A 24,667-nucleotide genomic window follows, 5' to 3' on the forward strand; every position below is an offset into this window, starting at 1 on the left:
CAGCTTTTCGGTAACGCTCACCTACTCATCGCCCTCAGCATACGCAATGGTATTCAGCGCATCCGTCCACAACTTCGTAATGTGATACTGAATAATGAGCTTCTTCCCACTGAGACGGCTGCCAAATTTAATGTTGCTGCGTACCTGTAGCTGATAGCGATGCTCATGGGCATTGCCCACCGTATTCCAGCGGAATTTCAGTCGATACGCCAGGGAGCGGTAAAAGGCATGGTGGCACTTTATGCGGTTCTTTAATCCGAATGGGTTTGAGAGCCAACCCGTTGGGTGGTACGCGTTCATGGCAATCGCATGAGCCAGCGCATACTGTCCCTGCGATTTATTGGCCTCCGACGACACAACGCCGGCAACGATTTCGAACGCATGGCAACCGGTCAGCTCCTCGGTAATGTTGTGCCAGTCGCCATCGGCATAGGCGACAAGTTCACCCTGCCCGAGGGCATCTATCGTCGGCGAGCGCCCGAGCCGTCCATCGCTGGCAACAAAACCGCGCACATCCAGATCGGTCGTTGGTGTTTGTGTATTAATACCAACTCGCTCCGAACTCAGCACATTCAAAACAGGCTTCGCGTCTTCACCAAGCGGTTGATAATTGATACTGAACCCGTCTGAACGCCCGATATAACCAAAGGTCCAAAGCGGTTTGGGTTGCCCATCGCGAAAGAAGCTCATCAGACTCTGGCTGCCATCTAACGTGGATAACTCAAACCCATATTCTGAGGACTTTGAGAATCCTTCATCGGCCATATTCAATGTTGAATCTATCAGATCGGCAAAGGTCTCCTGAGTCGGCAATTGCCCCTTGCCAAAAAAGTTTCTTAGCGTGTTACGTGTTTGTTTAGGCATCTTCTGCTTTCCCTTCCCTTACAACGAAAGTCCGCCCTATTTCCAACTCATCGATACCTGTGAGTTCTGGTTGAATAGGTTGCTGCTGATCTATCACGGTGATGAAATGCTTTGCGCAAGGTACCGGCAAACTCCAACGGTAACTTGGCAGGATCAACCGTTCTGTTATCTCGGCGCTGTCACTGAATAGATAGTCGTCGTCAATGGCTGCTGTACCTTCATCAAGAACGACCCTTAAAATAGAAAAATCCGTTATGAAAGAAACATAGGGTAAATGAGACAGGTAGGACTCCAGTTCCTCCGTTTTGATCTTCCAATCGAAATGACCTAAACCACCCTGCTCCGTCCATGGGCACAGATAATCTGAGATATCGCTGTTCAGCTTTTTAAGCAAATAACCTCGGTTCCCGTTGGATGTAAACTGCACCGCGCACCGAACTTGTATGCGCTCATAAATGGGGTTCAACACATGCAATTGGCAGTCATCCACACTGCGCAACACCAGGTATTGATAAATTTCCTTCAGGTCTGCTGAACTGAGTTTTGCACCTGAGCATCGAGCATGCGTGCAATGTGACCAGGCCGGAACGACGGCTATGGTGATATGGCTCGGTGAAATTCCCCTAACCGCAGGGTTAACATGGTTCATGCATTTGACCATGTTAACGTTTGGGAAAGCCTGCAGGACCAACTTTTCAAAATCCCAGACAGTGGATGCTCGCTGTTTGTGACGCAACCGTTCTGCCAATCGCATACGCATATCGGCATTCGTTTCCGCATCGCGTCCCGCCGTTGCGATTCGGCGACTGCGAATGGCACCGAGACCGGCAACCGAACGTTTGGCGAGCCATTTTTCAGGTAGAAACACTGCGTCATTGGCAATGGCCGCACCCTCGGCATGCACCAAGCGCAGGCCGTGGGTAACGACGGTTCTCAATGAACCAAATCGGGAAAACTGCTGTGAGCAACTGATGCGAAACCAAAACAGGTTGTCGTTAACGACCGGGTGGCTGCTGGACATATCGTCGGGGACATCAATGACGACAATACCTGAGGTAACAAACCCGGCGCTGGTGTCTGCGATAATGCGTTCGGGTGGCAACTGCCGCCAACCTTGACGGGTCAGGTAGTGCCAGTGAATGTCCGATTGTCCCGTCGCCGCGTCGACTTCAAGCGCGGAATCATCAGTCAAGTCAAAATACAGATTCAAATTACCGCCCAATTGACTGGCTGAAATACCAATGTAGAGGTTTCCGTCGTACTCCTGCGAGCTGATTAATGTCGCCCCCTGACCGGAGGCAATCGGATTAATCGGTTCAACACCGAATGGGCTGATATGAAAAAATTGATCCGACTTTTTACTGACATGTCGTTCTGTCGTCGCAGGCTCACTTTGTTTTCGGGTACGGGTATAGAAATCGATACGGTCACTTGCCTGATAAGCTAATGACAGCGAGCTCAGAGAAGGGGTATACGGAGGCTTCGGTAGCGGTTTGGGTTTTTTATGTCGGGCATTGTAGGTTAAGACATGAGTCAGTAACTCTGGGTACACATTGTGCCCAAACGCAAATTCCGGCTGCGAAATTCGCAGCTTGAAAAAACCATGACGAGTGTTTGGCGTAAAATCGAAGGGTTCGGTGCTGAAGTCACCGTCATAGGGGCGATGCAAATTGCCCACTTGAAAATCCAGTTTTCTGGACGTGTCTAACGTTAAGCTGCCTGGTAACGAATCAAAAAGTGACGTCTCCATAACGGATTTTTCATCCGCCGAAGACAGCGTGCGCCAGCGGTTATTGCTGAGTACATCGAGCTGCGCGGTAAAGTCACTGTTGACGACATTCAACGGTTGCTGGTCATCAATGAGAGTGTAATCCCGATAATGGTCGGCAAAACCATCTTGATGATTCGGTAAATCGGCCCACTGGCAGGTCAGCGATAAGTCCGATACCTTCTTCTTCGACATTTCGGCATTACCGAATATCAAATAGGCACTCGTCGTAGGCAATGGACCAAAGGGTAAAAACGGCTTGCTGGGGTCTAATCGACCGAACTGGTTGTAGACCACGAGGTCGGTAATGCCCTGAACGTTTACGTCGATTAATACACGCTTTAAACACAACCCCTGAAGAATCGAGTAGCTGGCATGTTGCGCCTGCTCGTTGAGTAAAAAAGAAACCACGGGCTCACGTGTCTGATAGTTGTCGCCGTGTAACTCAGGGTCATAACCTACAATCGCTTCCATTTCTTCGGCTAATGTCAACGTTATACCCAACCCCATATCCACAGACGACACCGTGTCGTGTACCGGTTTGACAAAACAGTTGTCTATCGTCAGCCAACCGGATGCGCCCGTCATCTGCACCACGAAGATTTTCTTCATCCATTCATAAAACAGCCGCTCTTTGTTTTTAAACAGATTGATCCGCAGCCAATGGTAACTGTCTACCTGCTCACGCTGTGATTCACTTACGGCAGCACGGACCACACTGGATAAGTCTTCGTTTAAAAGGGCGGTCATCAACGGATCGCTCAGTTCGGCCAGAGTTAGGGACGTCAGGTTCTTTACGGCATCGGTAATGAGCGAGTCCGTTTGTACCTGACTATCAAGCAGGTTGTTATCCATCAGCAGTTCGCGAGCGCGCAGCAAGAGTAACAGCTTGTGATAATCCGATAACCAAGCATCACGCATCAACAGGTAACGTCTCAGCACCCGTCCAAACTCTTTGAGAAAAGATTCTGCGGTGACCGCGTTAAACAATCTGGCCATCAAATAGGTACGAAAAAAGTGTTCGGTTTTTGGCTTCGATTCTGATGAATCAAGTTCGCTGACTATAAATCTCGGTAGCGTGTCAAAGATTTCTCCAGCGCGGTATAACAAGGCTTCCTTGCGCGCGCTGGGTTTATACACGCCAAAATGCGAACGCTCGCTCACATCATTCTCGAGGAAAAAAGAAAAAAGCCTGCCGTAATCTATTTTAGCGGTTGGCAGAATGAAATCTTTTGGGCTGACTTTGTGCTCATAGTCTTCGCGCAGATACAAACTAAGCTCTATTTGGCGGCGACCCTGAGCAAGGTGCAGAACGGGGCTGGAGATGGCAAACCCGTACCGGGCGTTTACCTCGCTAGCAACGGATGTAACGCCGATGGCTTCTGCTCGGTCAACGAAGGTAGGTACTCCAAACAAGGGGACAGCGGCGACATCAGAGTCTGTGCTGCCTATCTCAATGGTGCGCTCTTTAATATGGGTCACAAATTGAAACTGTCGTTGTGGCGCTACTTTTTTGCTGCGCATAAAACCCAGCGTTTTTAGTTTCGCGACGCGTGCATCGGTAATCGTCGTTGCGTGTTCAAGCTTGTAAAGAATCTCTGCCGTTCCAGACGCGCCGCCGCTGAACAGATCGTTTTCCTGCAAATAAGTAATCGCCTCTGCGGTTGGACTCGGTTGGACGGTTACGTACACACTCGCTGGCGTCGCAGATCTCGGGGCGTTTTTCAGGACATCCCGGTAGTAAAAATCAATGTGTTTTTGCGTCAGGGCATTCAGCTGATTCTGTACTTTCGAATAGAGCTGTAAAAAGGAGGCGTACAGGCCAAAGGCTGGGTCGTGCTTTTGGTTGTTCAACACCTCAACCCAAGCCAGTTCACTTTCTGCTTGTAGATAACGCAGTACACTGAGCACGCGGGAATAGGCTTGTTTCACGACTTTTTCGTGCGCAGAATACGCCCCATTCATGGGGACGTCGTTCAGTGGAAACCGAATCCGAACTGGAATGTTAGCCTCTTGTGTGAGCTCTATCGCCCAGAGATTTTCAAATTCCAATAGGTGTTGACTCAACAACCGATAGCGATCCGTCCCAGATTGTGCGGCAGATTTAAATAGAATCGGTCCCAAGCGATGCAGCTCACTCACTAATCGATCTCTGACAACCGCGTCGAGAATTAAATCAAAGTTATGCGAACTATCGTTCACTTCGGAAGGAGTCCGCTTCAACCATTGATTAATATCGACAAAAAGTTTAAAAATGAAAAAGGCCCCTTCGCCTAATCCACTGTCCATCGCACGGTTAAAACGACGGTTCAGTTCCTGTATATCGCAAGAGTGAATGGCCGCGAGTACGACGAGGTCATCGTTATCGAACAAACTCTGCCAACTGTCGTCTTTCTCTTGGACACCCGCAAGTTTTAGCTCGGCGGCCAGGTGTCGGCCCTGTACCAGAAGTTCGGTAAACGACATTCGATCCGGCTGAAAATAACCATCTTCAAAGTACCGTATTGCGCGCTCAGACCGATGGCTACCGTGTGAAGAATAGGAAGTCATAATGAAACATTGGTCCCTTCAAGAATGTAGTAAGGGTACACAAGATTGTGTCGGGTATTGGTTGCTCGGATATCGTAGTCAATCACGATTTTCAGCAACCCTTCCAATGATTGCGCGGCGTCGACCTCAACGCGATTCACAATGATACGAGGCTCGTGGTACAGAATGGCTTGTTCAACCGTTCGTCGAATTCTGGCAATAGAATTTGAATTAATCACTTCAAACACCAGGCTTTTCAACCGACAGCCGTAACCCGGATTCATCGTGCGTTCGCCTGGCTCGGTTGACAGCAGTATCCACAAACTCTGTTCAACATCACGGACTCCGTCGACCATGTGCGCGGTAGCATCTTTCGCTGTAAAACTCACTGGAAATGACCATCCCTTACCCAGAAATTCCATCACAATCCCGTTTTAATAATTGATGTAAAAATGCTTCTCATTACCCGCCGATCATGACCGTCGGTAACCCCAACACGACACTGCCTCCGTGAGCGGTGGTATCACCCATTCGCGCAGCGGGCTTTCCCCCGATCATCACGGTCGCCGAGCCCTTGGCGATGGTATCCGGAGGTCCGACGCAAGTGCACATATCGCCAACAACCGCAGCGGGTAAACTGCCGATTAATACCGTTGGTATTCCCGGTCCCGTGACCGGTCCACCCACGTGGGGCACGATACCGGTGACCATCGGACAGACATGAAGATCTGTGAGTCTTGCTGCTGGCGGCATTGTGGTTCTCCTTTGGTTGCTTGAACCATCAGTTGATCATGACCATGGCGCCTTTAATCGTCGTTTGTCCCGAAGCAGACACTTCTGCGCTGGCACTGCCTTTGCCTACAAAGCCAACCTGGGCGGTGACATTGACATTAAGTCCTTCGGCTGTGACATCGGCTTTGGAGGACATCGCAATATTTCCGGTCGCATCCAAATTAATTTTTCCTTTTGCCTTTAAGTTGATGTCTTTAGGAGAATCCAACGTAATGCCCGCGTCAGACATCAGGTAACTATTTTTATTCAAGTCAGTAATGGATATGGTTTTGGCATCGTCACTGAGTTCCACAACGTGACCACCCGGTGTGCTCAGCGTGATCACTTTTTTCTCATCATCGAAACGAACAGTGAGTTTCTCTTTCGTCACCTGCGACCGAATGTAGTTTTCAGCGGTTATGGTTTCTGCCGGCGGCAAAGAACTACTGTATAAACTGCCCAATACCACCGGTTGCGCTGGGTCACTGTTGAAGTACCCGACGATAACCTCGTCTCCGACGTCTGGAATGCAAAAATGGCCGTAGGCATTAGAAGCTGAAAAACTCGACAATCGAGCCCAAATGCCTTCTGTTTCTACCCCCATCACAGGCAGAGATATCTGAATCCGATGTTCACTTGCGGGGTCTGCGTCCAACTTCAGAACTTTGCCAATCTGCAGACCCGTCACCGCTGGAGCAAAGTTGCTCGCGGGCGGCGCTGATATCGCGTTTTGCTCCGCAAACCAGGTAGGAGACAAGCCGGTTTCTATATCGGTAATCCACTGACCGCCTTCTAATCGGTGAATCACGGCGGTCATCATTGCTTTGCCACTCAAGCGTTTGCCTACGCCCACCAGCTCAATACAGCTGCCGACCAATGCCTTTTCGGTACCTTGTACCCGCAAACGGCCTCGAACCCGAGACATCGCCATTTTCTGCTGTTGCGCGCCGGCCCAGGCCTTCAGTCCGTCGCTACTGACAACCGCACTGGTGTGCGTCTTAACGGCTTTTACATCCAATGCTTCTGCCAATGTTGCGGCGGTCAAATTGCCTTGACTGGTAAAAGCGTCGGCTTCAGCAGACTGCTTAACCACGCTTTGCTGAGCAATATCCCAGGCAGAATAGTCTGCGCTCGGCACCTGAAATTGCGCGTCAACATCGGCGTCAAAAGACATAAGATCTTCTCCGTAAGTAACGGTTAAGACTTCCGCAGCGCTGGCATCTGGAGCCTTCACAGAAACCTTGCCGGCGTTAACGGACACCAGTAAACCATTTACCTCCGCCCGGGCAATCATGAAATCCCAATCTGTGCACTGGTATTGCACCAGTTCGGCGTACTCGATACTGGTGGCGTCGACATCGGCCGTTAACGCTGAATAGTTTCCAATCAAGGCGGTAATAATGTCGGAGTCTTTCTGGTCAACGTAATTTTCATTCTTCCGACCCAGTGTCATTGCCAGTACAGGATCCCGACACTCCACACGTAACTGGGAACCACTCTCTGCAGAAATCTGCAAACCGTGCTTCACAACAACGCCCTCGAAAATCGTTTCCTCACCCTCGTCGTATCCCGCACAGATTTTTATCTTTTTTCCAGGTATGAACATATCGGCATCACTGACCGGGAACGATTGATCCGCAGGGTCACCATCAATACATTCTATGATGGCATAGGGCACGCGATTGAATTGATAACTGACAACCACAGAAGTCACCCCGACGGTGTCGGGAATTTCCTCACCTTCACTGTATATTGCAATTCGTACAGGACCGTCCGAATTGACGGCCGGGGAATCTGCCATCAGGGTTGCCTTAGCGGGGGAAAGCGCAGTTGGGTTCCGGGTTCGAGAAAACGGAACGTGTTCAGATTATTGAATTTCGCCACGGCGACGTAGTAGCGACTGTCTTTGTAAATCCGGTGACATAATTGCGGCAGCGTATCTCCCGCGCGCACGACCACATGGTGCGTCAAATCTGGTGAGGAACGCTTCGCCTGCAAAGACTCCTCTTCATTGGACATATAACTGGAAAAGGCTAACTTCACCTTGGCCCTTATCGGGCTGCCGTCGGGCTTAAATAACGTATAGTCGATAGACATCGAGTCCAACCGACACTTAAAGGCGAAATCCTTCCAGACAATTTCGACCACACAGGGTTCATGCTCATCGCCATCGTAGTCGTACACAATGTTCTTAAGGTTACTGACTTGGGTGCTGACATCGTCCTCGGCTTCGACCACACCGGAGCCATCCAACATCAGTTCAAAGCTCACCTTCTCGGGTTTGTACGCCGTAAACTTAGACTCATCCGAGAGCTTACCCAGCGGAGTTTTAGATTGCCCGCCTTTGCTGGAACCCGTGCTGTAGTCAATGGCATGGGCGTGAGAAATGGTCGACGGATTCAGCATGACCGTGAAAATATCGCTGTCACCTGAAGCCGGTTCCTTCTTTTCACCGACACAGCGGGTTATGGTCAATTTGGTTTTTGTCGCCAGTGACGGGTTCATCGGTTATCTATCCGTGGTTTCGCGTAACATCTGTTTTACCAGGCGTTCAACGTCTTTCAGAATCTCCTCCTTTATTCCGGGCGCACAGCACTCGGCTGTTCGCTCATTGCGGTAATGGGCGGAATGAGGTTCTTCTACCGTCGAACGTATCGTCAATTGCTTTACTTCTATCGTCATATTTAAAACAACCTCATGGAATAATCGTAACTTAACTCTATTTTTTCGATGGCCAGTTCATTTTTGGTTGAATTAAATGGGTCCACTTCCCACGAAACAGGAAAAGCGTTGAAAAAAGTCCACGCGCGAATAGGAATGTTGTATTCATTCATTAGGTACACGGCCAACGGTTGAGTTTGAATGGAGACTGAAAAATCCAGTTCAAAAACCGACTTACACCAGATGACCAACGGAGAATTGATCATATCGATACCGCGTTTCAACACCAGATTTGAATGAGTAATGCCTTTGGGTAACTTATAGGCAAAACGATTCTCGCCGCCTTCATTATAAGTATCGGTTTCCAGCTTGGTGGTAATGCCAGATACTTCCTGAAAAGAGGTATCCATTTGACCCAGTGAGCTGACAAAGGATACCTGGAAGAAGAACGCCGTTGGCGGCGTTTTTAAACTCTGAGCAAGTGCGGCTAAACTTTCCATAAAACATAAACCCTTTTACTGCATTGACTGCTTGATCTGCGCTGTTTGCGAACATGCGGTGTCAACTGAGATACAGGAAGCCCCTAGAGCTTCCTATATCTGAGCACCGTCTAAACGTTAACCGTTGGCGATCGTTAGTCCTTCATGTGCAATTTCAATTGTCTCGATGGCGACTTCATTGCTGTCGGATTTCAGATCGGTACCGGTAATTTTGGTCGGCCATGCGTTCGCCAGAGTCCATACCATGGTGACCGCGTCCGTTTCATCCAACAAACTAATTACCACGGGGACACGTTTGATGGTGTTCATCTTGATCGTTGAGAACCAATCCCAGAACTTGTTATCGCCCTTGTACACGCCTTTTTTCATGGTCACGTTGCCAGACTTCACAAGCCCAGGCATTTTTATGGTTGAAAAGACAGGGTTATCCCCCGCGCGATACTCAATTATCTGCGATTCAACATCCAAGCCGGATACTTCCTGAAAAGACATTACTTCGGAGTCCCATTTCACCTGAAAGTAAAATTTAGGCATTGGCCATACTGTTTGGGATTGTGCGCTACCGTCATCTGCCATATTTAAATTCCTTCATCATCAATGTGTTTATACAGTTTGCAAGAACGTTATTACGATTTTTGCATTTGCTGTTGGAATGTAATTTCAATAAATTCAGCTGGACGGGTTACCGCTACCAACACCGTAATATTCATGCGCCCTTCTAAGATATCCACCGCCGTCATGGTTTCACCTAACCCAACACTGACGCTGAAGGCATCCGCAGGTGAAGAACCGGCCAAGCCACCTCGCTTCCAGACGCCGGTTAAGAAGTTTTGAATCATACTTTTAATCGTCACCCAGGTTTTAGACACATTGTCTTCAAACACGAAAGCCTTTGCCGCCGTCGCGATGGATTGTTCAATCATGATCATCGTGCGTCGAACATTCACATAACGCCAATCCAGACTATTGCCATCTAACGTACGCGCTCCCCAGACCAAGGTTCCTTCATTTATGAAGTTACGAATAGCGTTTATAGACTTTCCTTGCGCGTGCACGTTCAGATCTTCCTGGTCGGCGTGCGTAATATTTACTGCCGGTGACATGACACCATTCAAGCTGACATTGGCAGGTGCTTTCCAGACTCCGCGAGAGTTATCTACCATGGTATACACACCTGCCATGGCTGAAGACGGAGGCAGGAGGTTCATGGTTTTCGCGGTAGCTTTCAGTATTTTTTCGTAAAGAGGGCTGGCATTGCGCAAGATTTTTCGTACTTGCACCTTATCTTCGTCTGTTACATCACTGTCTTTAACTTTTTCAAGCTCATCCCAGATCTGTTTCTGGTACTGAAACTTCTTCTTCGCTTCGGCCAGTTTTTTTTCGTCCGTGGAACCTTCTGCGTTTGTCGGCACTTCGGTTGGCGCCTGCTCCGGCAATTGCAGATCTTCAATGATGACTTTTTTTACCATATCCGCGCTGAAATTCTGAAAATCGAGCTCTGCGTCTGAGATGACGGTTGAATTTACCCATGGGTAGTAGGCCGTGGCAAAATCCAATGAATTTGCGCCAGCGTCCATACGGAAATTATCAATGCAATCGTCCGTCGCAACACCTTGGCCCAGAAAACGATGATCGCTTTCCGGCTCTGTTGGGTCGCGCCGATCACGATAACCCTTGAACACATCCAGAATCGCAATTCTACTCTGCATGGTTGCGCAATGACTCACGCTACTGGCTAAAACGTTTTTATACCCTGCAGAATCGAGAGTCACTGCTTCAGGAACGACTACCATGGTTGGCTCAGACTCTTTTACCAGTTCATCGATTCCCTTCGTTAAATCTTTTGCTGAGACTTCACTGTCGAAACCACCCACGGAAACCACGTAACAAGGGCCGCCACCATTTTGGAAAAACATCAGCATGGATTGATACAGAATGTGTTGTTTCTTTACGTTTTCCCATTCGATTAAGTAGTCTTTTACAACCGGTTTCCCATCTTTTAAAACGGGCTTTCCGTCTTTGGTCATCGTGTAAGAAAAGCTTTTAGTGACATCCGCTTGAACGGCGGGAGCTGAGGGTGCAGCGGCCGCTGCAGGTTGGTCTCCCCCCTCCTCAGCCGGTGCTGAAGCTGGTTCTGCTTCAGCGGCGGGCGCAGGAGTGACATCAGTTATTTTGAACTTCGGCTGAAACATGCCACCAAAGTAATTGCGGAATTCCGCCATTGAGGAAATTCGCCAAGGTTTCAGGTGCAGGCTATCACCACCATTGTCTGCCCTTTCGGTGTAGCCAATAAAAGCCGGCACTGCGGTAGCGACTTCAACAACAGAATTGGGAAAGGCGTTTTTCTCAACGATATAAACGCCGGGAGTTTTCATGGTTGTCATAAAATGTTCCTTTGGTAGTCTCGCATATATTTGTTCCCACAGTTACGGCATAAAATGCCCATCAGTAGTTCACATAAATATTGGATTCCGCAGCGTATACACCACCTTTCAGCGTACCCTGAAGGTGCGCAGGCGATGCAACCGGCAAACGTTTAATAATGACTTTGTTGGTTCGAGCATCTTTCAGTTGAAAGGAATAATTCGACCGTTCAAGCAACGGCAATTTCTTAGTCGAGCGAAACAACGTAACTTTTCGCTGTAAGGCGTCCTCATACCCATCGGCAACCGATTCAAATAAAGGCTCTTCATCCCCGACGGCCGATTCATCAACCGTGACACTTTTGTCGCTTCTTGAACGATCAACCACTTCCAACAGAAACTGATCAAACCGTCCCATGAAGTGGTACACCCATAAGCTGGCGGTAGCTGCCAACTGCGCGGTAAAGTGCAGGGCTGTTAAGCCTTGGTCATGGCGTTGTTTGATCGTGCGGAAGAATGCCGGGTTAATTTCAAGGCGCAGCAGCAAGGCAATGCCGTGGGGTGAGGAAGTTTCAATGCGATCGTTGGATAACCACTGCTGTACGTTAACCAAGGCGGTTTTGTCGACCACATCCCCAGCGTGTAATGGCAATACGTCGGCGTCTTTATCGGGTTCAACCACCGCATTCATCAACGATAAGACTTTCCCTCGTTCAGTTGGCAACCGACTCGCCAGTGCTTCTGAGTAAAGCGTAAAATTTGAATCTAACGATTGCGCCGCAAAATGCACACAAAACGGGTCGACAATATCGCGATATTCACCAATGGGTTCACCCTCACCCATGTTTCGATACGATCGCTTCTGGTTTGCCAGGCTTTCCAGCTGCATCCAATTGGCTGGAGAATCTTCCAGAAACATATCCAGACCATCGTCACGGTACTTCACCATCAGCTTCGCATTAACAAGCTTACGGTGTGTGGTACCGAGTTCGGTAAAGCGTAAATGGCGGCAGCGGTTATCCGCAAAATACCGGTGTGCAACAGACACAGACAACAGGCGGCTATACCCCATAGCAACCTCTCACTGGTGTCGGTCTGTCTAATTGCTTGTTCACCATCAACGCCCTCCCACGGAAGTTTCTGGTTCAGACGCACTGGGAATTTCGCCCCGTATCTGATCCGCATTGATGCTGACCACGCGCAAACGGTACAGCACCGAAGGTGTATATCGCCCGCCGTGGATGCTCCAAAGGTTACTTAAATCCTGCGTATTGGCATCTTCAAGTTCGATGATGAGCTTGTCGATATTGGTATCCAGGCCAGGGGTATTGGCGTGATCAAATACCCTCGTCGCGTGAAAAAAACCGACCACCGCAGACAACAGGTTCACTGCGTGCTCGTATTTCACACCACTAAAGTGCGCGGAAACCAAAATAGAAACATTCACCAAAATAGGCGAAGAAATGTCTGAACGAGACAGTCCGGTGGAGCCGCGCTGGTTAGTCATTGCGTTGCGTTCCTGGGTAACATTCACCAGCGTGATCGCAACTTTGTTGGCGACTCGTTCTTCGGAACGGCCTTCGGTGTCCGCAAGATTACTGAGTACCGCAATGTCTTCTGTTAAATCAAATTGCCGGATCAAATAGTCATTTAGCTGACTTCGTACGGCTGCCAATGCTTCCGCAATCATCCGTTACTGCACTCCTGTCACCATCACACAACGTCAACTCAAGTTTTTTGGGCAAAGAAAACCCTTACACAATTAGTGTATTTTTTATGAGTCATTGCGTAAAAACGCCAAGGAAAACATCGGTGCCATGAACATGGCTGACCTGGGCTTGGTTATTTTTATGTTTATCTTCTGTCAGAAGACAATTTTTATATTCCTCTCTTCGCTTCTTACACTAGTTCAGCGGTATCGCGTTGGTCAATCAAAAAAGATTCCATTTCGTTTTCTTATTGCCAAATTAGTGACAATATTTTTATTATTTTAGACACTCATCACACCCGCACGATAGCGGACCGGCGTTTCTGAGTTCTCCACCCGAATTTAATTAGTATTTGAAAACATTGATTTTTTTCTCACGCCAAACGAAGTAACGAAATCACTCTGCCTGCTGTTGTCAGATTAACGCAGCGAAACCGCGCGAAAGGAATTAAGAATAAGATAGACAGTACTAATTCAAAAAAAGTCTATGAATTAGGTTTTCGTTTCATGTGAACTAAAAAAAAGAAAGGCTTGATCTGTCAGGTTTCACCTTTTTCAAGTGAGGACATAGCCTGTATTGCAGCACGTTGTAGTGCCGCTTCGCCCATTTGCGTAGCTTCGGATTCCAATCCTGCGTCGTCATTCACCTCAACACCGTTGACATTCATGGTGGGTTTAACCCGACCTTGCATCTGTTGAACAACATGTCCCAGTTCATGGGGTAAGTGCTGTTCCTGGCCAGCAGCCAAATGAATATCACTGCCCTGCGCATAGGCATGCGCATTCACGGCAGCGGGTTTTGACGAATTATAATGCACCTTAACATGATCTAACGAAGTACCAGACAACGTTTCCATACCCGATTTTAGATTATCAGGCAGACCGGTGGCATTGGGTTTTCGCTGGTGAACGGCTTGAGTTCCGTCCGAAGAAGTTGAGTCAAACTTGCCTTGCAGCAATTCTTCTTCCTCTGGTTGACGTTGCACTGTGTCTACTGTCTGCGTTTGAACGATGCCAGATCCACCCGATGTAGTCGCGAGATACTGCAATTGCGCCACCCGTTGCATTGCTAAGCGATTGTCGGTAAAAGCGGCTAATTGCGCCGCGCGTATTGTAGGTTCTTTACGGCCGTGGTTAGCAGACGCTATTTTTTCCTGAGGTGATTTCATAGGACTGGTTTCCTTCAAATTCAAGGGCTAAACAACTCATGAGACGCAGATCGCGTTATGCAGAAACCCGACGAAAAATGACCTTAGTTGATTACCGACCAACCGTCAATTCAAACACAAAACAGACAACAGAAACCTCTATTCTTGTTTGCCCGCTCGGAAGATTAAAAAAGAAAAAGTATTCGGTACATGCATAACGACAACTCTATGAAGATGATCGAGCATTCACTCTAAAGCCATGTACCAGCCTTTCGCGACTACGATGCCTTTATCGACTGAAATTAAATACTGATCATGATTTCCGCGCCAATTGAAAACCCAGATATCACTAATAGGCTCTCCTTGCCAATCGACTTGCGCAACCAACGTCTTTTTTTTGTGAAGTGCGTCTAAAATTTTCAGATCAGGTTCGCCCAGTAACGCCAGTATGTCTTCCGAACTGGATTGCCCAACTTCGACCTGCTCATCAAGCGCTTGCATGATTTTGTGTAGCGTTCCGTTCCAGGCATCTACGTGACTATTCCAGGATGCACCTTCAAAATGCCCTGGTACTGAACGCCAATATTGAAAGTCTGCAATCAGCGTACGCAGATCCGTGCCATTTATGTTTGATTCCGTCGTGGGTTCAGCACTCACAAGCGCTGCGAAAGATAGCAGCAAAAGGATTAATTGTTTATTTAGGCCGTTTTTCAAACGTCATTGCCTCTTTCACTTTTAATGAACAGATGTACATTTTCTTTTGACAATTGAAAACAACACCCCTAATTTCTAGCGCTTGCCTCACTAAGTTGCTTGCAGGTTCCTCATAGGAAATTTTTAAGCATGATGTCTATTGAGACACTGCAATCCAACACATTGGATTGCATTACTCCACAAGAGTAAGCAATACCGCCTGGTCTTAAAAGACATATGACGGAAACATAATAATACCTAGGAGAGTTAAATGAAAAACATAAGCGCCTTATCAATGGCCGCGTTATTAGCGGGCTCATTGATGAGCTACCCGACTTTCGCTGCCTCACAAACGGCCGATGAAACCTATCAACTGCTAGAACAACAAAAGAAAAATACCTACTACAAGGTCACCTATCGCTCAGAAGCGGAGGGCGCAAAAATTGCGATTTCTTATCACGCTGAGCTGATGGAGACCAACAAAGAGCAGGGTTATCATGTTATCGACCTGACAACAGAAGACATTGAAAAACTGGAGTCACTGGGGTTTACTGTCGACATTGCAACAGATTTCATGAATCAGCAAGTTGACCTGCTCACGCAAATGCAATCGGTTGCCGTGCAGACAACACTAACCACAAACAGCGAAAGCAACGCCGCCGCGCTTATTGCTGGCATTCCAGGCTACAGCTGCTATGAAACGGTAGAGGAAACATTCGCTGCTGCGCAAACCATTGCCAACACATACACAAATTTAGCGGATTGGATTGACGTTGGTAATTCCTGGGAAAAAAACCAGGGACTCGGAGGCTTTGATATTAAGGTCCTCAAGCTGACCAATAAGGCCAATACCGGCACAAAACCCATTCTTTTTGTGAACAGCGCCATTCATGCGCGTGAATACACAACAGCGCCGTTAAACCTGGCATTTGCAAACTGGTTGGTTGAAGGTTATGGCAACAATGCCGACGCCACCTGGATTCTGGATCATCATGAAGTTCACCTGATGCTGCAGACAAACCCGGATGGTCGGAAGAAAGCAGAGACCGGCTTGTCCTGGCGCAAAAATGCCAACCAAAATTATTGCGGCTCGACGAGCAACAGCCGAGGCGCAGATTTAAACCGAAACTTCAGCTTCAGTTGGAATATCACCAACGGCCAAGGCTCGAGTGGCAACCAATGTGATGCGACCTATCGCGGTCCGTCCCCCGCTTCCGAACCCGAAGTACAGGCCATTGAAGCCTATGTGCGCAGTATTTTCCCGGATCGCCGAGGTCCCAACAAAAACGATGCCGCGCCGACAGATACCACCGGCATGCACATTGACGTTCACAGTTACAGCGAATTGGTTTTATGGCCTTGGGGCGATACCAATCAGGTGGCGCCAAACGGTATTGCTATGCAAACCCTGGGTCGAAAATTCGCCTTCTTCAACAACTACCGGCCACAACAATCCATTGGTCTTTACCCAACCGATGGCACCAGCGATGCCGTCAGCTACGGCGAACTCGGTGTACCAGCCTACACCTTTGAACTGGGTACATCATTTTTTCAAGGCTGCTCAACATTTGAAAGCACCATTAAGCCAGACAACCTGAAAGCGCTCATTTACGCCGCCAAAGTGGTTGGCGCGCCGTACATTACGCCAGGTGGTCCGGACGTCACCAATCTTGCGCTCAGCGATGGCGCGTCGAGTGGCGGCGTGACACCAGGAACACCGGTAACACTAACCGCAACCACCAGCGATACTCGTTTCAACAACAGCAACGGTACAGAACCCACGCAGAACATTGTGGAAGCGGAGTACTATATCGACGTTGCTCCTTGGCAATCTGGCAGTACGGCAATCGCACTTTCCGCAGCCGATGGCTCATTCAATAGTAAAACCGAAGGCGTCACTGGCGTGATCAACACGACGGGCTTGAGCTTGGGTCAGCACATCGTTTACGTCCGAGCCAAAGATGCAGACGGCGTCTGGGGTGCGGTCACCGCCGAGTTTTTGGTGATTGATAACGACCCTACACCAGAACCTGTTGAATATTGCGCGGCCGCTGGAGCCAATGCCAGTGAAGAGTGGATATCGCAAATAACCGTGGGCAGTTTCACTAACGCCTCTGGTAGCGCGACTTACTCCGACTTCACCAGTAAAACAGTTCCCGTCAGCACAGGGGCGAACGCAATTACCTTAACGCCTGGGTTCTCTGGCTCAAGTTACAACGAGCATTGGACGATATGGATTGACTTGAATGCCGACGGCGATTTTTCCGATTCCGGCGAAGAAGTCTATAACTCAGGAACCGCATCTTCATCGACTCGAACCGGTACGTTAACTGTTCCAGCAGGCACAGCAGAAGGCGATACACGCATGCGCGTAGCCATGCGTTACAACGCAGCACCCAGTGCATGTGGTACGTTCAACTATGGTGAAGTGGAAGACTATACCGTCCAAATCTCAGACGGCGGCGGCACCGTGCCGAGTACCTTTGAAAACACCAACAGCTATGCAATACCCGACAACGACGCAACCGGAATCAGCAGCCCAATAGCGGTAAACCGAACCGGCGCCTCTGGCACCGTTAGCGTTGCTGTGAACATTTCGCATACGTACAAGGGTGATTTAATTGTCGATGTCATACACCCGGATGGCACCGTTTATAACCTGCACAACCGTACAGGTGGTTCGGCTAACGACATCATCGGCACTTTCTCTTTTGACGCTGGCAGTAAAGATTCAAGTGGAACCTGGAATTTGCGGGTACGGGATCGTGCCAGGGCAGATGTTGGCACCATTAATCAGTGGAGCCTGACGTTCCAATAATTTAGCCAAGCAAAACGAAAGCCGGTGCATGCACCGGCTTTTTTTGGTCTGGCTCACCTTTAAAAATCTGCCCGCCCCCGAAAAAGTAAGCGACATTAAGAAAAACTGGACGGTCTCAGAATCAACTGCTATTTCATCCCGGACTGCCCTGTAGGCGAAATTAGTTCACGCAGGCAAAGTTCAACGCCACACAGGGGGTAGACTAAGAAAACTCTGACTTTAGCCTAAGTCAAAGTTCTTGCCATCTGCCTTAAGCGTACTCAGGGAAATCGTCGGATGATCAATATTGCCTTTGTACTTGTCACTTATCAGTTTCCCTGTTAGTGCGCTTTTGAGATCGGAGTTAGAAATTCCCCACGAATTATTAAAATCTTGCCAACGTTTCCATAACGTTTGGAATTCGATGTATGTTGGAAAATCATCGTTTTCAAGTGGTACGTTCTGTGCTGAGCTACTGATAAAAAACTTACTGGTGTTAGTCAGTCCACCTTTTTTACCCAATATTTCTACTGCTTGCCAACGCGCGCCCTCAGCCACGTACTTGGTTACTGAGTCGGCGCCTTCGGGGCCAGGGGCACCAAGTGCCCGTTCCACTTCGTTTTCGGTGCCGTCTTCCAAATGTCGGGCATCGTACTGATCTTTCTCATGCGTCATATCGGGCAGCGTCAGGTCAGGACGTTCATATTTTATGCCCATTTGAAAAAATTCATTGGCGTTACCGCGCACTTCGGTGATGTACCCATAGTTTGCCGACCCAAAGAACGCTTCGATGCCAAGCTCTCCTGCTAAGCCGTCGTTCCCAAAGGTGTTTTTATAGTCAAAGTCAATATCCACTGCAAAAGGCCAGAAATGGTTTGAATCAACAGGGACCCAACCTTGCTGTCCCTGCATCCACTCTATGGCTCTATTGGATTCCTTCTTGGATTTTTTCCGTACGGCTTTCAGCATACGACTAGAAGTAGCGACGCTTCCAATCATACGTAGTACAGCCATCATCTGATTCAGCGCATCGAACTTAGTCTCCTTGACCGGTGGTCCCATGTAATCGTAATTGACATAGGGGTACTGCACTTCCCTGGGGTCCGCAATTCCTGAGGTTTTCAACTTATATTGACCACCATAATGCTTGTCGAGCTCTAGCGGCAGTGCTTCATCTGAAATAATCCTCAATTGCATCGGTTTCATACCAGGATTCTGTGCTGAAACCTTCGATTCAGACTGTTTCGAGGGACTGGATTCAGGGTTCAAACACGCAACACTGTCAACAAGTTTTCGTAGGCCCTGTTGGTTAGAACTCATATCCGCAACACGTTGCAATTGCGCAAGCTGATTCTCTCGTTTCGAGTGAAAAGTGTGATTCGCGCTCACTGAGCGGGTAGCCCCAGACTCCACACTGACAACGGGTTTCCTGAAAGATTTGGACTCATACATATTATTGACTTTTCCATAATTGCCAAGGTAAACGACTTTCCCAACAAACCATCGTCGACGTTATTTATGTCGCAGTGTTAGATCCAGCCATCTAACATGCTGACGCTCGTTACTTTCACATCCCAAACCTCATCAAAATAGTCTACTGTCGATGTATCAGCATGGTGAAGTCGTGTTCCAGATAATCGGTAATACGTTGACAGTGAGGGGTAATTTGCATACAACGTTGCAACGCTTCATCGGGGCAATACCCGGTTAACAACGGACTCGCATCGAAGCTGTTTGCATTTAACAGATTAAACGCCATACCCAAGCGCGCGTTCTTCCATAAAGACGATAATAACGACCAGGGATAGTCACTGGTGGAATTACGATAGTTAAGGCTACCAGACATCACGATCACATCCACTTCTGGTAACGTCACTTGGCTGAAGTCCGCCTGAATAAAATGCGTACGTGGTAAGTGGCCATATTTTCGCTCGGCACCTGTGATAAAGTCGTCGAGCAAATCCACACCCAAGTAGGTCACACGATCAAACCGCGATTCCAGATACGCTCGAAAGTCGCCATACCCGCAACCCAGATCCATCACGGAAAGTCCGTCAAAGTTCCCCCATTTGCACAACTGTTCAAAACGAATTCGTTGACCATCTTCGGTTTGATACGCGAGCTCCTGGTGCGGTAATTGGCCGAGCCTTTCACGATGAAAGCGCTGGATAGTGGCTTTTTCCATAATATTCATATTGACGAAACCTCAATGCCCTCGTCGATTAAACCAATAGACCGCCAACGGCACCCGCTATGGCACCGACACCTGCGCCAATACCTGCGCCAACTAATGCACCCGCCGGACCACCCACTGCGGCACCAATACCCGCGCCTATTCCGCCCCCGACAATGCCACCGCCGAGCGCACCGGCCGCAACTTTTTGACCCGTCGATAGCCCAACTTTCCAATTGCCACTGAGATCTTTTGCGCCAATCGCTTTATAAAGCGCGCGGGTATAGCGGTTCGATCTGGGCTCAGTATTGTCGTACGCACCGTTCGCCAAATCGGAGAATACTTTTTCATTGAGTACATATTTACCTGAACTCGGATCCAGAATCACCGATTTCTGCTTTTTCGCATCTTCGAGATATTCGCCACCGCGTTCTAGTGCGTATTCAGCCTCGGCGCGCCAAGTCTTGGCTTCATTAACGTTATCTTGCTGCACGGCCTGAACCGAATCGTCTGTGCCTGCGGGTGCGTCTTTATCGACAACATGTAGTGATTCGTGAAACAACGTCAGGGCAGAGACCTGATCGTTCGGCGTATTGGTATGATCAATAAAAATAACCGGTGGCCGTTCGTCCGGAAGTGTTAAGCCATAAATGCCAACACGATTGTTGTTATAGAGCAGACTGTCGACCTCCTGAACCTCACAAGTATCCAGAATGTCTAGCGTTCGGCGACCTTTCGCGTCTTGATTTAATTCCGCCTTCACGACTTCCTTATCCATACGCTTCAACTGCGCAATGCCATCTGTTGGCAGTGTAGGCGAATAAGAGTGTGTCATTTTCGCCAGCTTGCGCTGAGTCGCAGCGTCGCGCCGATTATCATGAAATGCAATGGCTTGTTGAACGTTTTTTTGCGCTGATCCCTTCGCAGAATCATTAGGTTCGCGTGAAGGCATGGTCTTTCTGGCATGGTGTGACATGGCGGCTCCGGAGCTTTATTTCTATAAGCACAGTAGAACCACGTCACTTTACTGTACGATGATATTTCACGGGCTTAGATTAGCGCATTACGTCTGTATCGCAAGATGGTTCCTTTTTTATGGGTTTATCAACAGGTTGGCTTTATCGGTTAACGTTACCGCACCGCCTTTCCAGGTCAGAGAAATTTCATCACCCGCCATCGCCGTCAGTGCGTGACGCAATCCTTCTGAACTTGCGTCCACCGGCACGCTATTGATAGCCGTCAACACGGTTCCCGGTTTCAGTCCCGCCGCACTGGCTGCACTGTTTTGCCAGACCAGACCGATGGAAATATGATCGCCCAAAGCCAGTGAAAACCCAAAGTCGGAATAAGCAAAAGGCGCATCGGAAAACGCTTTGAAATAAGCGACGCCTGCTGTGGAGTCCAACGTCACAATATAGTGCGCCAGCATTCGCGCACCAATCAGACTTGGCGAACCGTCACGCGTTTCCGACACCACAGCGCCCAATTTTAAATTACCCAGCGACAACGAATTCAACATCACCTGACGTTGTTCTGCGTCTGCGGCTTGCCCGCCTAAAGAGCTGCCGGCAGAACCAAAACCAGTTCGCGTTTGCCCAACACCGCCTGCCTTTCTGGCCCCCTCCAAGTCAGCCGGCGACAGATTGAAGTAAGTCGGCGCACCGGTATCCAACATCGCCTTACTGCGTGCTTTTTTCGCAAAGGTGACGTCGAATATCGGGCTAAACGGATAGCCAAACTGATATAGCTTTAATTTTTTGGCGCGGTTGAGATTGGGCAATTGCTGCGTCTCGGTACGAAACCGCAAGATCGACTGTTGCAGGTCTATCTGCCAGGCGCCCAACGGCAATAATTCTGACCCGAGCACACCGTCGCCAATGAACGTTGCAGTAAGTGGATTAGAAGAAAAGTCTGCAGTCACCATCGGCACCCGACGAAACTCTACACCACCGATTTGCAGATCTGCCTGCACAATATCGCTGCGAATAACAGCGCCGTGCGCATCGGTTCCCTGGCTTCTACCGACACTGACCAGCCCTAGTTCATGAGCCAGCGCTTTATCGATCATGGACGGGCTACCGGTATCCACCACAAAACGACGTTCCTTCCCGGCGATGTTCACCTGCACATATAGCTTGGTGGCAAACACGTCCAATGGGACATCAAACGATGCACTTGGCTGTGCTAAGACTGGCCCTTCAGTGAGCCAGACTGGCGGCTGAGAGTTTGCATTTGCAGAAGCCGAAAACATGAATAGCAAAGGCAGCAGCGCGGCGGCTAGAACAGTGCCGAGGTGAAGTTGTGGAAATCGACTGCCGTTAAATCGAGTTGTTTGATTTATTGGGTTAATCTTCATCGCCACTAACCCCATCTCCTGAGAACAAATAGGCCACTAAGTTTGGCAAATGCCGCCGACCGACAAACATAAACACGATACCAAACAGAATACAGCCGACAGACTGAGAGACGGTCATTAAAGGTGGTAAGACGTCAAAAAATATCAGATTTAACAACCCGATAATGGTCAACAATATTCCCGACCAAGCGAAGATTAACAACATTCCACTGCTCCTGATTGTGATTCATTTACGGTGAAATGCAGCGTGCATGCACGCCGTGGGTTTACAGCTGTTCACCTTTTCGATATTTACCCGGCGTTGTCCCGGTCCATTTTTTAAATGCCCGCTGAAAAGCCGTCTGGTCGGCATAGCCCAGCAGGTAGGCCAGTTCGGGAAGGCTGACATCCGCTTGGTTAATGTAGGTCATCGCCAAATCTTTACGGGTCCGTTCGAGTAAGCTGTTAAAGGTTTCATCTCGCTCACGCAAACGCCGCTGCAATGTTCGCGGTGTCATGCCTAACGATTCCGACAAAGATTCCAACGTCAACGTTGCTTGCGCCAGACCTTCAATAATCAACCGACGCACATCACGGATCAGACTATCGGTTTGGTTAAATTGCTGCAACAGTCGTTCGGCGTGAGCATCCATCATTTCTTGCATGAGCGGGTCGTGTTGCGTGATGGGCAAATGAAGGTAAGTAGTGGGAAAACGCACCTCAACCACCGGCTGTTCAAACAACACCGGGCACTGAAAAATGCGCTCGTATTCGGCCAGGTACTCTGGTGCCGAATGCCGGAAATGAACCGACAATGGGCGCAGGTTTTGCCCGGTTATCCAGCGGGAGAACGTAACCCAGGCGGCGACGTTTTCTTCAGCAATTGCACAGGCGGCTTCATCTGCACCGGTATTCCAGGTCAGTGAACACTCCTCGTTACCAAGTTGATACCGGGACTGCGCACGGTTCGACACCAGTGCTTCGTATCGCTCATGTCGTGCAAACGCTTCCTGCACGGTTTGGCTGCTCATCACCGCATACCCAAGAACGCCATACTGGCCCGGCTTAATACATTCCCCCACGTGCAGACCCACGGCCGGGTCGGAAGCCAACTTGCCTGCAGCCTCCAGCAAGGTCAGAAAGGTCGTACTGGGTAATCGCCGGTCTCCGTCGTTCAATAATTCCAAGGCAATGCCCGCTTGGGCAAAAAACGGCTCTACCGCGCATTCGCGCCGATTCAAGTATTCAACGATACCGCGCAGGTAATGGTATGAAACCGTGCTGTCTTGGTGGGTATCTGGCATGTTCAGCAAATTTTCCTGACGTTTTGAATCTATCACCGGGGAGTGGAATCCGGCACTATGCGCAATCCGAATAATACAGCGCTCTGGCCGGTGCACAACCGACCGAGACGATAATAATAAACACGGTGGCCCGATGACCTTTGAACCTCAACTCATACTGATTTACTTTGCGCCGATATTCTTGGCCTTCATTGCCTGGGAATGGCTCAGCCTGCGTAAGCAAGCCGGTTCCGCCCCGGCAACCGCGCAATACAGTCTGGCAGATACAGCCTCCAACATCACCCTGGCGTTGCTGCATGAAGTTGGTGACGGTCTTGCCGCATTTGTGACACTGAGTATTTACTATTGGCTGTTCGATTTCCGACTGTTTGACATACCCAACACGCTGTGGGCGTTTGCTCTGTTGTTTGTACTACAGGATTTTTGCTATTACTGGTTTCACCGCGCCAGCCATCGAATTCGTTGGATGTGGGCTTCACACGTTGTGCACCATTCTTCGCAAACGCTGAATTTCTCAACGGCGTTCCGCCAGAGCCTGACCTACCCTATTTCGGGGATGTGGGTCTTTTGGATTCCGCTTGTCATGCTGGGCTTCGAGCCAATGACGGTGATCGCGGTGGTGCTGTTTAACCTGGCGTATCAGTTCTTTATTCACACGCAGCTGAGCCCAAAATTCGAATTTCTGGGTAAGGTATTGAACACACCTTCACACCATAAGGTGCATCATTCGCGCAATGCGGAATACATCGACATGAACTATGCCGGCACATTGATTATCTGGGATAAACTATTTGGCACCTTTATCGCCGAAAAAGACGACATCGTCTGCGATTTTGGCATTACCCGGCAAGTTGTCAGTCACAACCCGATCTACCTCACCTTTCACGAATGGAAGGACATGTTCCGCGATGCCTTCAGTGGCCAGAAAAGCGTATCAAAACGGCTGAAACACTTCTGGGCACCGCCGGAGTGGCAACCGGAACCGGCAGCCTCATCAAAAACAGGTTACAACAGTACCGAACCAAACGTACACTAGACTGGATATTTAATCCT

General features: G+C 49.0%; 22 protein-coding genes. 2 read left to right on the forward strand and 20 right to left on the reverse strand.

The genetic code is table 11. The features are described from left to right. Nucleotides 1-21 precede the first annotated feature (21 nt). The 14 genes from IYN85_RS12915 to IYN85_RS12980 all read right to left on the reverse strand — a co-directional run bounded on the left by IYN85_RS12915 (nt 22) and on the right by IYN85_RS12980 (nt 14,969). Nucleotides 22-864: a hypothetical protein gene (locus tag IYN85_RS12915; RefSeq protein WP_196159328.1), complete on the reverse strand. Its 843-nt coding sequence runs from the start codon at nt 862-864 to the stop codon at nt 22-24. Then, the gene (locus IYN85_RS12920; protein WP_196159329.1) at nt 857-5,182 is read right to left on the reverse strand and encodes a baseplate J/gp47 family protein; all 4,326 of its coding nucleotides are present in this window, start codon (nt 5,180-5,182) and stop codon (nt 857-859) included. The genes IYN85_RS12915 and IYN85_RS12920 overlap by 8 nt, the downstream gene beginning before the upstream one ends. Continuing rightward, entirely contained in the window at nt 5,179-5,583 is a 405-nt protein-coding gene (locus IYN85_RS12925) for a GPW/gp25 family protein (protein ID WP_196159330.1), read from the reverse strand. The genes IYN85_RS12920 and IYN85_RS12925 overlap by 4 nt, the downstream gene beginning before the upstream one ends. Nucleotides 5,584-5,623: 40 nt before the next feature. Next, nucleotides 5,624-5,914, reverse strand: a complete 291-nt coding sequence (locus IYN85_RS12930) for a PAAR domain-containing protein (protein ID WP_196159331.1) — start codon at nt 5,912-5,914, stop codon at nt 5,624-5,626. A 28-nt stretch (nt 5,915-5,942) separates the two neighbouring features. Beyond that, the gene (gene vgrG, locus IYN85_RS12935; protein ID WP_196159332.1) at nt 5,943-7,733 is read right to left on the reverse strand and encodes a type VI secretion system tip protein VgrG; all 1,791 of its coding nucleotides are present in this window, start codon (nt 7,731-7,733) and stop codon (nt 5,943-5,945) included. Next, on the reverse strand, nt 7,733-8,437 hold the full coding sequence (locus IYN85_RS12940; protein ID WP_230390723.1) for a hypothetical protein: 705 nt from the start codon (nt 8,435-8,437) through the stop codon (nt 7,733-7,735). Before IYN85_RS12940 ends, vgrG begins: the two co-directional genes overlap by 1 nt. 3 nt (nt 8,438-8,440) lie before the next feature. Further along, nucleotides 8,441-8,614, reverse strand: a complete 174-nt coding sequence (locus tag IYN85_RS12945; RefSeq protein WP_196159333.1) for a DUF5908 family protein — start codon at nt 8,612-8,614, stop codon at nt 8,441-8,443. A gap of 2 nt (nt 8,615-8,616) precedes the next feature. Beyond that, nucleotides 8,617-9,093, reverse strand: a complete 477-nt coding sequence (locus tag IYN85_RS12950) for a phage tail protein (protein ID WP_196159334.1) — start codon at nt 9,091-9,093, stop codon at nt 8,617-8,619. A gap of 117 nt (nt 9,094-9,210) precedes the next feature. Then, nucleotides 9,211-9,669: a phage tail protein gene (locus IYN85_RS12955; RefSeq protein ID WP_196159335.1), complete on the reverse strand. Its 459-nt coding sequence runs from the start codon at nt 9,667-9,669 to the stop codon at nt 9,211-9,213. A gap of 50 nt (nt 9,670-9,719) precedes the next feature. Then, entirely contained in the window at nt 9,720-11,477 is a 1,758-nt protein-coding gene (locus tag IYN85_RS12960) for a phage tail sheath C-terminal domain-containing protein (RefSeq protein ID WP_196159336.1), read from the reverse strand. A gap of 61 nt (nt 11,478-11,538) precedes the next feature. Then, entirely contained in the window at nt 11,539-12,528 is a 990-nt protein-coding gene (locus tag IYN85_RS12965) for a hypothetical protein (RefSeq protein ID WP_196159337.1), read from the reverse strand. 45 nt (nt 12,529-12,573) lie between these two features. Next, a complete protein-coding gene (locus IYN85_RS12970; RefSeq protein ID WP_196159338.1) occupies nt 12,574-13,146 on the reverse strand; it encodes a DUF4255 domain-containing protein in 573 nt (190 codons plus the stop codon). Between the two features lie 557 nt (nt 13,147-13,703). Continuing rightward, entirely contained in the window at nt 13,704-14,333 is a 630-nt protein-coding gene (locus IYN85_RS12975) for a DUF4157 domain-containing protein (protein WP_230390724.1), read from the reverse strand. A gap of 225 nt (nt 14,334-14,558) precedes the next feature. After that, entirely contained in the window at nt 14,559-14,969 is a 411-nt protein-coding gene (locus tag IYN85_RS12980; protein ID WP_196159339.1) for a hypothetical protein, read from the reverse strand. Between the two features lie 307 nt (nt 14,970-15,276). On the opposite strand from IYN85_RS12980, the gene IYN85_RS12985 reads away from it, so the two are divergent. Continuing rightward, a complete protein-coding gene (locus IYN85_RS12985) occupies nt 15,277-17,823 on the forward strand; it encodes a M14 family zinc carboxypeptidase (protein WP_196159340.1) in 2,547 nt (848 codons plus the stop codon). Nucleotides 17,824-18,042: 219 nt separating this feature from the next. On the opposite strand, the gene IYN85_RS12990 is transcribed toward IYN85_RS12985, so the two are convergent. The 6 genes from IYN85_RS12990 to IYN85_RS13015 all read right to left on the reverse strand — a co-directional run bounded on the left by IYN85_RS12990 (nt 18,043) and on the right by IYN85_RS13015 (nt 23,614). After that, nucleotides 18,043-19,008 (reverse strand): hypothetical protein, encoded by a 966-nt coding sequence (locus IYN85_RS12990; protein ID WP_196159341.1) that lies wholly within the window; start codon nt 19,006-19,008, stop codon nt 18,043-18,045. Between the two features lie 388 nt (nt 19,009-19,396). After that, on the reverse strand, nt 19,397-19,996 hold the full coding sequence (locus tag IYN85_RS12995) for a trans-aconitate 2-methyltransferase (protein ID WP_196159342.1): 600 nt from the start codon (nt 19,994-19,996) through the stop codon (nt 19,397-19,399). A 28-nt stretch (nt 19,997-20,024) separates the two neighbouring features. Then, nucleotides 20,025-20,951, reverse strand: a complete 927-nt coding sequence (locus IYN85_RS13000; RefSeq protein ID WP_196159343.1) for a hypothetical protein — start codon at nt 20,949-20,951, stop codon at nt 20,025-20,027. A 117-nt stretch (nt 20,952-21,068) separates the two neighbouring features. After that, on the reverse strand, nt 21,069-22,331 hold the full coding sequence (locus IYN85_RS13005; protein ID WP_196159344.1) for a retropepsin-like aspartic protease: 1,263 nt from the start codon (nt 22,329-22,331) through the stop codon (nt 21,069-21,071). Beyond that, a complete protein-coding gene (locus tag IYN85_RS13010) occupies nt 22,321-22,536 on the reverse strand; it encodes a hypothetical protein (RefSeq protein WP_196159345.1) in 216 nt (71 codons plus the stop codon). Before IYN85_RS13010 ends, IYN85_RS13005 begins: the two co-directional genes overlap by 11 nt. A gap of 61 nt (nt 22,537-22,597) precedes the next feature. Continuing rightward, nucleotides 22,598-23,614, reverse strand: a complete 1,017-nt coding sequence (locus tag IYN85_RS13015) for an AraC family transcriptional regulator (protein ID WP_196159346.1) — start codon at nt 23,612-23,614, stop codon at nt 22,598-22,600. A gap of 133 nt (nt 23,615-23,747) precedes the next feature. Between IYN85_RS13015 and IYN85_RS13020 the strand changes: the two genes are divergently transcribed. Further along, nucleotides 23,748-24,650, forward strand: coding sequence for a sterol desaturase family protein (locus IYN85_RS13020; protein ID WP_196159347.1), 903 nt, complete (start codon nt 23,748-23,750; stop codon nt 24,648-24,650). Nucleotides 24,651-24,667: the final 17 nt, after the last annotated feature.

It is taken from the genome of Reinekea sp. G2M2-21, assembly GCF_015687175.1.
Classification (GTDB): domain Bacteria; phylum Pseudomonadota; class Gammaproteobacteria; order Pseudomonadales; family Natronospirillaceae; genus Reinekea.

Excerpts from the sequence above, each read along its gene's own strand:
- IYN85_RS12945 (WP_196159333.1), bottom strand. The coding sequence starts at position 8,614 with ATGACGATAGAAGTAAAGCAATTGACGATACGTTCGACGGTAGAAGAA.
- IYN85_RS12960 (WP_196159336.1), bottom strand. The coding sequence starts at position 11,477 with ATGACAACCATGAAAACTCCCGGCGTTTATATCGTTGAGAAAAACGCC.
- IYN85_RS12940 (WP_230390723.1), bottom strand. The coding sequence starts at position 8,437 with ATGAACCCGTCACTGGCGACAAAAACCAAATTGACCATAACCCGCTGT.
- IYN85_RS12965 (WP_196159337.1), bottom strand. The coding sequence starts at position 12,528 with ATGGGGTATAGCCGCCTGTTGTCTGTGTCTGTTGCACACCGGTATTTT.
- IYN85_RS13010 (WP_196159345.1), bottom strand. The coding sequence starts at position 22,536 with ATGTTGTTAATCTTCGCTTGGTCGGGAATATTGTTGACCATTATCGGG.
- IYN85_RS13000 (WP_196159343.1), bottom strand. The coding sequence starts at position 20,951 with ATGTCACACCATGCCAGAAAGACCATGCCTTCACGCGAACCTAATGAT.
- IYN85_RS12990 (WP_196159341.1), bottom strand. The coding sequence starts at position 19,008 with ATGAAACCGATGCAATTGAGGATTATTTCAGATGAAGCACTGCCGCTA.
- IYN85_RS12975 (WP_230390724.1), bottom strand. The coding sequence starts at position 14,333 with ATGAAATCACCTCAGGAAAAAATAGCGTCTGCTAACCACGGCCGTAAA.
- IYN85_RS12915 (WP_196159328.1), bottom strand. The coding sequence starts at position 864 with ATGCCTAAACAAACACGTAACACGCTAAGAAACTTTTTTGGCAAGGGG.
- vgrG (WP_196159332.1), bottom strand. The coding sequence starts at position 7,733 with ATGGCAGATTCCCCGGCCGTCAATTCGGACGGTCCTGTACGAATTGCA.
- IYN85_RS12955 (WP_196159335.1), bottom strand. The coding sequence starts at position 9,669 with ATGGCAGATGACGGTAGCGCACAATCCCAAACAGTATGGCCAATGCCT.
- IYN85_RS12930 (WP_196159331.1), bottom strand. The coding sequence starts at position 5,914 with ATGCCGCCAGCAGCAAGACTCACAGATCTTCATGTCTGTCCGATGGTC.
- IYN85_RS13015 (WP_196159346.1), bottom strand. The coding sequence starts at position 23,614 with ATGCCAGATACCCACCAAGACAGCACGGTTTCATACCATTACCTGCGC.
- IYN85_RS12970 (WP_196159338.1), bottom strand. The coding sequence starts at position 13,146 with ATGATTGCGGAAGCATTGGCAGCCGTACGAAGTCAGCTAAATGACTAT.
- IYN85_RS12925 (WP_196159330.1), bottom strand. The coding sequence starts at position 5,583 with ATGGAATTTCTGGGTAAGGGATGGTCATTTCCAGTGAGTTTTACAGCG.
- IYN85_RS12985 (WP_196159340.1), top strand. The coding sequence starts at position 15,277 with ATGAAAAACATAAGCGCCTTATCAATGGCCGCGTTATTAGCGGGCTCA.
- IYN85_RS12950 (WP_196159334.1), bottom strand. The coding sequence starts at position 9,093 with ATGGAAAGTTTAGCCGCACTTGCTCAGAGTTTAAAAACGCCGCCAACG.
- IYN85_RS13020 (WP_196159347.1), top strand. The coding sequence starts at position 23,748 with ATGACCTTTGAACCTCAACTCATACTGATTTACTTTGCGCCGATATTC.
- IYN85_RS13005 (WP_196159344.1), bottom strand. The coding sequence starts at position 22,331 with ATGAAGATTAACCCAATAAATCAAACAACTCGATTTAACGGCAGTCGA.
- IYN85_RS12920 (WP_196159329.1), bottom strand. The coding sequence starts at position 5,182 with ATGACTTCCTATTCTTCACACGGTAGCCATCGGTCTGAGCGCGCAATA.
- IYN85_RS12995 (WP_196159342.1), bottom strand. The coding sequence starts at position 19,996 with ATGAATATTATGGAAAAAGCCACTATCCAGCGCTTTCATCGTGAAAGG.